This window comes from Bacillus sp. GMs2/2, from assembly GCF_050172095.1.
GTDB classification, from domain to species: domain Bacteria; phylum Bacillota; class Bacilli; order Bacillales; family Bacillaceae_G; genus Bacillus_A; species Bacillus_A cereus.
This window is the reverse complement of the sequence record NZ_JBNLYE010000163.1, coordinates 1-9,119: the sequence shown is the minus strand read 5'-3', so window position 1 is coordinate 9,119 and position 9,119 is coordinate 1. Positions and strand designations below refer to the sequence as shown.

Genomic DNA, 9,119 nt, shown 5'->3' with positions numbered 1-9,119 from the left:
TGTAAATACAGCTCTTTTTTATTGCAAAAAATCCCTTGCCGAATTGGCAAGGGATTTTAGTTTTAAATTATTTTGTTTGTTTAGAAGTTGATTTGGCTTCTTTTGCATTCACTTTACTTCTTGTTCCTAGCATAACTAAATAGCATAGTACGGCAAACAAGCAAGAAATGAATAGAGAATGTAACAATGCCATCGCTAAACTAGCGTTTGTAAATACAACTAAAACTCCTACTACAGCTTGAAGTGTAACAAGGATAAATGAAATAATCCATCCCCAATATACTACAGGTTGCTGCTTGTAATGGCGAATAGCGAGAATCATCGCGTATAGTATCCAGGCGAAAATTAACATCGCTGCAACTCTATGGCCCATTTGAACCCATTCATGTAGTTGAGTTGGCATAGGTCTGTTTTTGCTACATAAAGGAAAGTCTGGACAGGCTAAGCTAGCTCGTTCGTGACGTACTAAAGCACCTGTGTAGACGACGATATAACTGTAAATTGTTACACCATAAATATGAAATTTCATTTTTTTGTCCATAATAAGTGAACGTGCATCAAATTTTTGGTCAATTTCAAAGATAAGACACGTTAATAAGATGACAGAAGCAAATGAAATTAAGGAAATACCGAAATGGATAGCAAGTACAGCTGGCATTTGTCCCCAAACAACTGCTGCTGCTCCCATTAATGCTTGTGCAACTAAAAATACGAAGGATAAAATTGCTAACGTTTTTGTTTCACGCACATGTTTATAATATTTCCAGGACAAAATACAAAGTAGAGTGACAAGAATTCCAGCTGATCCTGATGTTAATCGGTGGCTAAGTTCAATAATAGTTTCCATTGATAAATTAGATGGAACAAATTCACCGTTACAAAGTGGCCATGATTTACCACAACCTTGACCAGAACCTGTTTTTGTAACTAAAGCGCCTCCTAATAAAACTATTAATAAATCAAGGCTTGTAATGACTGCTAACCATTTAATAAAGCGTTGCAATCTCTTTCACCATCTTTCTGCTATGAAGTTATTGCGAAATATTTTCATTCCATTATGTATAGAATAAAACGCGCTAGTTCCTATGATATATAAAAAATAATAAAATAGCAAAGAAATGGAGGGGGAAGGAAAGGGAGAGAAAATAGGTGTAAAAACAGGGTTCGCAAGGAAAATTTTGGGTGAAAAATAGGCTATTTTGAAAAGAAATGGGGAGAATACGTGTTAAATAGGACAAAATAGTTTATTATAGAAGGTAACATCATGTTATGATAAGGACAAGTCAGAATGAAGTTTTTTATATTCGACACAAAAAGTTCATGTTTTCTTCACAAAATGTTCGGGAAATATGATTTAATATATTGGAGTATGGGCGTAGATTAGTAGTAGAATGGGTTAACAATGTTTCTACTGTAATAATATTGCTATATAGAAGCGAATTATTTCATTTGAAATATGCGCAAAAAGAAAGATGAAAGTTTTAAGAGGGGGTTAGAGTGATGAACCATGCAACAAGTGAGCTGCATGATGAGTCCGCTGTTACAAGTGTACCGGAAACAACTCGGTTACAAGATTTAAAAGCACTCGTTAAAATGGGGATTGTAAACTCAAATACACTTACTGTATTTACAGGATTTTGGTTGGCATTACACTTTAATGGATTAAGTGTAATGGACAATCTGGATAAGTTATTCTTTACAATCGTTGGTTCTGGATTAGTTATGGCAGGGGTATGTTGTTTAAACAACTACATTGATCGAGACATCGATCCATTAATGGAAAGAACAAAGACCCGTCCAACGGTTACTGGAAAGTATAAACCAGGATTTGCACTTACATTTGGACTAGTCATATTACTTCTTGGTTTTGTATTTTTATTATTAACAACACCAATGGCAGTCTTAATGGGATTTATTGGTGCTTTCACATATGTTGTTCTATATAGTTTATGGACAAAGAGAAAGTATACACTAAATACTGTTGTAGGGAGTATATCTGGTGCAGTTCCTCCTATAATTGGATGGGCAGCAATCGATCCATCTTTAGGCCATCCAATTGCTTGGATGTTATTTTTAATTATGTTTATTTGGCAAATCCCACATTTCCTTGCATTAGCAATGAAACGTGTTGATGAATATCGAAATGCAGGAATTCCAATGCTTCCTGTAGTTCATGGATTTGAAATTACGAAACGCCAAATTATGATTTGGACAGTATGTTTATTACCACTACCATTTTATATGAGTGGACTAGGGATAACATTTATGGTAATTGCAACACTGCTTAACATCGGATGGATCGTTTTAGGATTTTATGGCTTCCGTAAGAAAGATGACATCAAATGGTCCGTGCAAATGTTTGTTTATTCCCTAAATTATTTAACAATCTTATTTGTATCAATGATTGTAGTTACATTCTTCTAAGACAACGACATAATTGGATTTCTTTACGTTGAGATTTACTTTACTTAACTATAAAGTACAATCTAATTCACAAGGAAAGTGGGGGTTGTTTGTATGAAGAAACAGTGGCGACTGCTTTCGTTCGTTTCACTGCTGGCTTTACTGTTAGGGGGATGCGGTAAAGCCTTTCAATCTACTTTAATTCCGCAAGGAGAAGTAGCAAAAATGCAATATGATTTACTTCTACTGGCAAGTGCAATCATGGTAGGAGTAGTACTAGTAGTTACTATTATTTTCTTATATGTAATTGTGCGTTTCCGACAAAAGAGAGGTCAGGAAGATTATATTCCAGAGCAAGTTGAAGGGAATCACAAGCTAGAAATTATATGGACAGTTATTCCGATTATTCTTTTACTAATCTTAGCTGTTCCAACAGTTACATATACATTCAAACTTGCTGATGTAAGTGCGATGGAGAAAAAGAATATTGATAAAGATACTATCGTTGTTGATGTAACAGCGAATCTTTATTGGTGGGAATTTTCTTATAAATCAGAAAAGATAGTAACTTCGCAAGATTTGGTCATCCCCACAGGTAAGAAAGTGTATTTAAATTTGAAGGGTGCCGATATTAAACACTCATTTTGGGTTCCATCTTTAGCAGGGAAAATGGATACAAATACAGACAATGTGAACAAAATGTGGTTAAAGGCAGATAAATCGGGCACTTATAATGGTTTTTGTACAGAATTTTGCGGTCCATCACATTCTTTAATGCAATTTAAAGTGAAAGCTTTAGATGAAAGCGAGTACAAAAAATGGCTTGCTGATATGAAGAAGATTGATGGAAAGAAAGAAGTAGCTTCAACAAAGGCGCAAGAGGGCCAAGAAATATTTAATAAAAGCTGTATTGGTTGTCACGCAGTTGGATCTAATGATAGTAGACCACCTTCCGCTCGTATCGCACCAAACTTAGCAAACTTTGCGGATCGCGATATGGTTGCCGGTATTGCCGAAAACAATGAAGAAAACTTAAAAAAATGGCTGAAAGATCCTGAAAATATGAAGCCAGGAAACAAAATGACTGGCAAATATGGCAACTTAACGGATGATCAAATTGATGCATTAAATGCATACTTACAAACGTTAAAAGTTGAAAAGTAAAGAGGGACTATTCGCGAAGGGGAGGTTGAAAACGTGAGTTCTGTAGCAAAAAAACAGGGGATGGGTGTTGTCATATGGGATTATTTAACGACAGTAGACCATAAAAAGATTGCCATTCTCTATTTAATTGCAGGTGGATTGTTTTTTGTAATAGGCGGAATAGAAGCTCTATTTATTCGCCTTCAATTAGCGATTCCTAACAACGCTTTTCTTGTTGGGGATGCTTATAATCAAGTATTAACGATGCACGGTACAACAATGATTTTCCTCGCAGCTATGCCACTCGTGTTTGCATTTATGAACGCCGCTGTACCACTTCAAATTGGTGCACGTGATGTAGCGTTCCCGTTTTTGAATTCACTCGGATTTTGGTTATTTTTCTTTGGTGGAGTATTTTTAAATTTAAGTTGGTTTTTAGGTGGAGCACCTGATGCAGGATGGACATCTTATGCATCTTTAGCTTTAGCCTCTAAAGGTCATGGTGTTGATTTCTATGTACTCGGCTTGCAAATCTCAGGTATTGGTACATTAATTGGAGGAATTAACTTCCTTGTAACCATTATTAATATGCGCGCGCCAGGAATGACGTATATGCGTATGCCGATGTTTACATGGACAACATTTGTAACATCTTCGCTTATATTATTCGCTTTTCCGCCGTTAACTGTAGGATTAGGACTTTTAATGTTAGATCGTTTATTTGGAACAAGTTTCTTTAATCCGGCATTGGGCGGGAATACAATTATATGGGAGCATTTATTCTGGATTTTCGGTCATCCAGAAGTATACATTCTTATACTCCCAGCTTTCGGAATATTCTCAGAAATCTTCGCAACATTTTCGAAAAAACGATTGTTTGGTTATTCATCGATGGTGTTTGCGACTGTATTAATTGGATTTTTAGGATTTATGGTATGGGCGCACCATATGTTTACTGTTGGACTTGGTCCGGTTGCTAATGCTATTTTCTCAGTTGCAACAATGGCGATTGCGGTTCCGACTGGTATCAAAATATTCAACTGGCTCTTTACAATGTGGGGTGGAAGTATTCGTTTTACGACACCAATGATGTGGGCAGTAGCTTTCATTCCATCATTCGTAATGGGTGGAGTTACAGGGGTTATGCTAGCATCTGCACCAGCTGATTATCAATTTCATGATAACTATTTCGTAGTAGCGCATTTTCATTATGTAATCGTTGGCGGTGTTGTATTTGGTTTACTTGCAGGAGCTCATTATTATTGGCCACTGATGTTTAATAAAGTATTAAATGAAACATTAGGAAAGATAACGTTTTGGCTATTCTTTATCGGCTTCCATTTAACGTTCTTTATTCAGCATTTCCTTGGCTTGATTGGTATGCCACGCCGTTACTACACATATCTTGAAGGGCAAGGGTTGGAAATGGGGAATATGATTAGTTCTATCGGAGCGGTGTTTATGGCTCTTGGAACGATTGTTCTTCTATTCAATGTAATTAAAACGACAGTATCAAAAGAAAAAGCTGGTCGTGATCCGTGGGATGCACGTACATTAGAATGGACAATGCCAGCACCGACACCAGAATATAACTTTAAACAATTACCATTTGTTCGCGGATTAGATCCGTTTTGGATTGAAAAACGTGAAGGTAATAAAGAGATGACAGCAGCGGAACCAGTTGGTGATATTCATATGCCAAATCCTTCGTTTTCACCATTTGTTATTTCTTTCGGATTGTTTATAGCGGCATTTGGTGCGATGTATATGCAGGGCGGAAAAGATAAGTTCTGGTTATTAGTAGCAATTATTGGTTTAATCATTACATTTGGCGCAATGTTCCTACGTTCAGTAATTGATGATCATGGGTATCATATTCATAAAGAAGATTTAGAGGATAAGGGGGGCAAGGCATAATGCATGTAGATGAAAAGTTAACGAATGAAACATTTCCAGCAGAGCCTGAAAAAGCAACCCTTGAAGGGAAAAATAAGTTTGTCGGTTTTTGGTTATTTCTTGGAGGCGAAACAGTGTTGTTCGCTTCCTTATTCGGCACATATTTAGCGTTAAAGAATTCTACAAATGGTGGACCAACATCTCAAGAGATGTTCCAAATGCCACTCGTTTTCATTATGACGATGCTTTTATTAACGAGTAGCTTAACGAGTGTATATGCGATGTATCACATGAAAAACTTTAACTTTAAGAAAATGCAGCTTTGGTTACTAGTAACAGTATTGCTAGGTTTAGGGTTTTTAGGATTTGAGATATATGAGTTTTATCATTATACACATGAATTTAAGCATACTATGAGAAGTAGTGCATTTGGCTCTGCGTTTTATGCTCTTGTTGGTACACATGGACTCCACGTATTGTTTGGGTTATGTTGGATTTTAACATTAATCTTTAGAAATGCGAAGAGAGGTCTAAATTTATACAATGCACCGAAGTTTTATGTTGCATCGATTTATTGGCACTTTATTGACGTAGTTTGGGTGTTTATTTTCACTGTAGTATATTTAATGGGAATGGTGGGATAAACAATGGCGATAAAGCAAACGAATAATCCTAAAGTTGATCTTGTTTATCGGAAGAGAAAAAGTGCGGAGGAAATGAGGCATCAAGTTATTACGTTTGCATTAATGATTTTTTTAACATTAGTTGCATTTGTAGCAGTGGCGTATCCAAAAACTTTTAGTCCGATTTTCTCTGTACCGTTTATTTTACTATTAGCAGTGGTACAAGTAATTTTTCAATTGTATTATTTTATGCATATGAGTCATAAAGGACATGAAGCAGCAAGTTTCTTTCTTTACTCTGGTCTGCTAATAGGGTTAATTACAATTTTAGCTTTTATGACAATCGTGTGGATTTGAAAAGTGAAAAATAAGGGAGCTTGTGTTGTCACAGCTCCCTCTTCATATTATGAGATAACCTTACGAAGGTAGGTGTGAAAATGAGTAACTTGTGGATATTTGGTTTTCAGGCTTTATGGAGTCCTATCTTTTTATTATTTATGCTTTCGATTCTTATTGGGTACTTCTTAATTATTGGGCCATATAGAATGCGATTTGAAAATGCGACGAAGGTAAGTAAGAAGCAAATTTTTTATTTTACGACTGGTATTGTTCTTTTGTATTTTGTAAAGGGAGGGCCTATTGATTTAATTGGCCATATTATATTTAGTGCTCATATGTTTGAAATGGCAGTCATGTATATTGCAGTTCCGCCGTTACTGTTGCTTGGTATACCAATTTGGTTATATCGTTACATTACTTCTTTTAAGTTCGTTCAAATTATATTAAATGCATTTGCTAAACCACTTATTGCGTTGTTTGTATTTAACGGCCTGTTTTCTTTTTATCATTTACCAGTTGTTTTTGATACAGTAAAACAAAGTCAAATAGCTCATCCTATTTGTCTCGCTATATTGTTTTTTACAGCAATCATGATGTGGTGGCCGATGTTAAATCCATTACCAGAATATCAAACGTTAAGTGATATAAAGAAACTTGGGTATATGTTTGCTAACGGTATATTATTAACGCCTGCTTGTGCGTTAATCATTTTTGCGACAGCGCCGTTATTTGCAACGTATACGGATCCGGCTGCTTGGATGAAAGCGATGGAACTATGTGTACCAGCGGGCACTTTATCGGATTTAAATATAACGGGACCAGAATTTTTGCACTGGATGCCAGTCGTACAAGACCAGCAAACTGGTGGTATCATAATGAAAATTGTCCAGGAAATAGTGTACGGTACAATTATAGGCTATGTATTCTTTAGATGGGCACGTAGAGAACGTGAAAAGGATAAGGAGCAGTTGCAACAATTGCCGCCGTATTTACAGACTAAGTAAAAAAGTGTATGGGATTCCATGCGCTTTTTCTTTTTAGTTTTAGTTACCTTAAAAAGATTGAATTTTCTAACTTTTTATGTTAAGTTAGTGTAGGCGTGTACTAAAAGTGGAGATGAAATTTACTACTAGCTTTCATGCGTAATAATTCCATATGTAGTGCAAGTTTTTTAGAGAGTTGCAAATATATATTGTTATCTTTAATAAACACGAACTATTTTAAGGGGGAGTTTAAATGGGTAGTAGTGGAAGTATGGTAAAGCCGATTAGTGGTTTTTTGACAGCACTAATTCAATATCCAGTACCAGTAGTAGAATCGCGTGCAGACATTGATAAACAAATTCAACAAATCATAAAAACAATTCATTCGACCAAATCAGGTTACCCTGGTTTAGAATTGATAGTATTTCCTGAATATAGTACACAAGGGCTCAATACAAAAAAATGGACTACAGAAGAATTTTTATGCACAGTGCCTGGGCCAGAAACAGACTTATTTGCTGAGGCATGTAAAGAATCTAAAGTATATGGTGTTTTTTCAATAATGGAGAAAAATCCTGATGGTGGAGAGCCATATAATACAGCAGTTATTATTGATCCACAAGGTGAAATGATTTTGAAGTATCGTAAGCTAAATCCTTGGGTGCCAGTCGAGCCTTGGAAAGCTGGAGATTTAGGCTTACCTGTTTGTGATGGACCTGGAGGAAGTAAATTAGCTGTTTGTATTTGTCATGATGGCATGTTCCCTGAAGTAGCTCGTGAAGCAGCCTATAAAGGTGCAAATGTCTTAATTCGTATTTCTGGATATAGTACACAAGTTAGTGAACAATGGATGCTAACCAATCGTTCAAATGCATGGCAAAATTTAATGTATACATTATCGGTAAACTTAGCGGGTTATGATGGTGTATTTTATTACTTTGGTGAAGGACAAGTATGTAACTTTGATGGGACTACTTTAGTACAGGGTCATCGAAATCCGTGGGAGATTGTTACTGCTGAAGTATATCCAGAACTAGCAGATCAGGCTAGATTAGGATGGGGATTGGAAAATAATATATATAATCTAGGTTCAAGAGGATATGTAGCAACTCCTGGTGGGGTGAAAGAAAATCCATATACGTTTGTAAAAGATTTAGCTGAAGGTAAATATAAGGTTCCTTGGGAAGATGAGATTAAAGTAAAAGATGGATCTATTTATGGATATCCAGTAAAAAAAACGATTCATTCTTAGGGAAGGGAAATAAAACAAGCGCATCATATTGATGCGCTTGTTTTTGTTAATCAATAATTTGAAATTCTTTTAACTCTTTTTCGACATTTTGTAGGAGTTGTTCGCTTTTTTGAAGTACATTCGTTGGGAAAGTCTCATCATCACCATATTCAACGCCGTGAGGATAATAATGTTTTCCTAATAAGGGGGGGAGTAGTTTTACTTCAGCGTGTCTACTGCCAATGTCACCTTCAACAGCAACTCCTTGCACTCGTAAATAATAAACATCCTTTAATATTTCAAATTTATAATCGTATGTAACTCGTTCATAATCCCACTGTCCGGCAAGTACGAAGTGGTTGTTTTCCATGATTTCAGTTAAAAGAGTTAATTCAACGACGGCTCCATTAAATTTCGTATTTGTAAATTGCATATAATACCTCCTTTTTTAATGTTACACCATTATTTTTATAATAGTATGAATAATAAGAAAGTGCAATT

9 protein-coding genes are annotated in these 9,119 nt (G+C 35.8%); 7 read left to right on the top strand and 2 right to left on the bottom strand.

From position 1 onward, the window contains the following. Positions 1–67 precede the first annotated feature (67 nt). Positions 68–1,003, bottom strand: coding sequence for a heme A synthase (gene ctaA / locus ACQGS6_RS18180; RefSeq protein WP_001188746.1), 936 nt, complete (start codon positions 1,001–1,003; stop codon positions 68–70). Between the two features lie 497 nt (positions 1,004–1,500). On the opposite strand from ctaA, the gene ctaB reads away from it, so the two are divergent. From ctaB to ACQGS6_RS18145, 7 genes are all read left to right on the top strand, one after another. Beyond that, entirely contained in the window at positions 1,501–2,424 is a 924-nt protein-coding gene (ctaB, locus tag ACQGS6_RS18175; RefSeq protein WP_426965382.1) for a protoheme IX farnesyltransferase, read from the top strand. A 93-nt stretch (positions 2,425–2,517) separates the two neighbouring features. Next, positions 2,518–3,567 carry a cytochrome c oxidase subunit II gene (gene coxB / locus ACQGS6_RS18170; RefSeq protein WP_000745276.1) on the top strand — a complete coding sequence of 350 codons (1,050 nt, stop codon included), beginning with the start codon at positions 2,518–2,520 and terminating at the stop codon, positions 3,565–3,567. 60 nt (positions 3,568–3,627) lie between these two features. Continuing rightward, positions 3,628–5,463, top strand: coding sequence for a cytochrome c oxidase subunit I (gene ctaD, locus ACQGS6_RS18165; protein WP_426965383.1), 1,836 nt, complete (start codon positions 3,628–3,630; stop codon positions 5,461–5,463). Then, positions 5,463–6,086 (top strand): cytochrome c oxidase subunit III, encoded by a 624-nt coding sequence (gene ctaE / locus ACQGS6_RS18160; protein WP_000557861.1) that lies wholly within the window; start codon positions 5,463–5,465, stop codon positions 6,084–6,086. The genes ctaD and ctaE overlap by 1 nt, the downstream gene beginning before the upstream one ends. 3 nt (positions 6,087–6,089) lie before the next feature. Continuing rightward, positions 6,090–6,422, top strand: a complete 333-nt coding sequence (gene ctaF / locus ACQGS6_RS18155; protein ID WP_000985706.1) for a cytochrome c oxidase subunit IVB — start codon at positions 6,090–6,092, stop codon at positions 6,420–6,422. A gap of 80 nt (positions 6,423–6,502) precedes the next feature. Next, the gene (ctaG, locus tag ACQGS6_RS18150) at positions 6,503–7,408 is read left to right on the top strand and encodes a cytochrome c oxidase assembly factor CtaG (RefSeq protein ID WP_000069028.1); all 906 of its coding nucleotides are present in this window, start codon (positions 6,503–6,505) and stop codon (positions 7,406–7,408) included. A gap of 232 nt (positions 7,409–7,640) precedes the next feature. Continuing rightward, positions 7,641–8,639: a formamidase gene (locus ACQGS6_RS18145; RefSeq protein ID WP_000535802.1), complete on the top strand. Its 999-nt coding sequence runs from the start codon at positions 7,641–7,643 to the stop codon at positions 8,637–8,639. A 46-nt stretch (positions 8,640–8,685) separates the two neighbouring features. On the opposite strand, the gene ACQGS6_RS18140 is transcribed toward ACQGS6_RS18145, so the two are convergent. Continuing rightward, complete coding sequence (locus ACQGS6_RS18140) at positions 8,686–9,051, bottom strand: YugN family protein (protein WP_001160947.1); 366 nt, start codon at positions 9,049–9,051, stop codon at positions 8,686–8,688. Positions 9,052–9,119 lie beyond the last annotated feature (68 nt).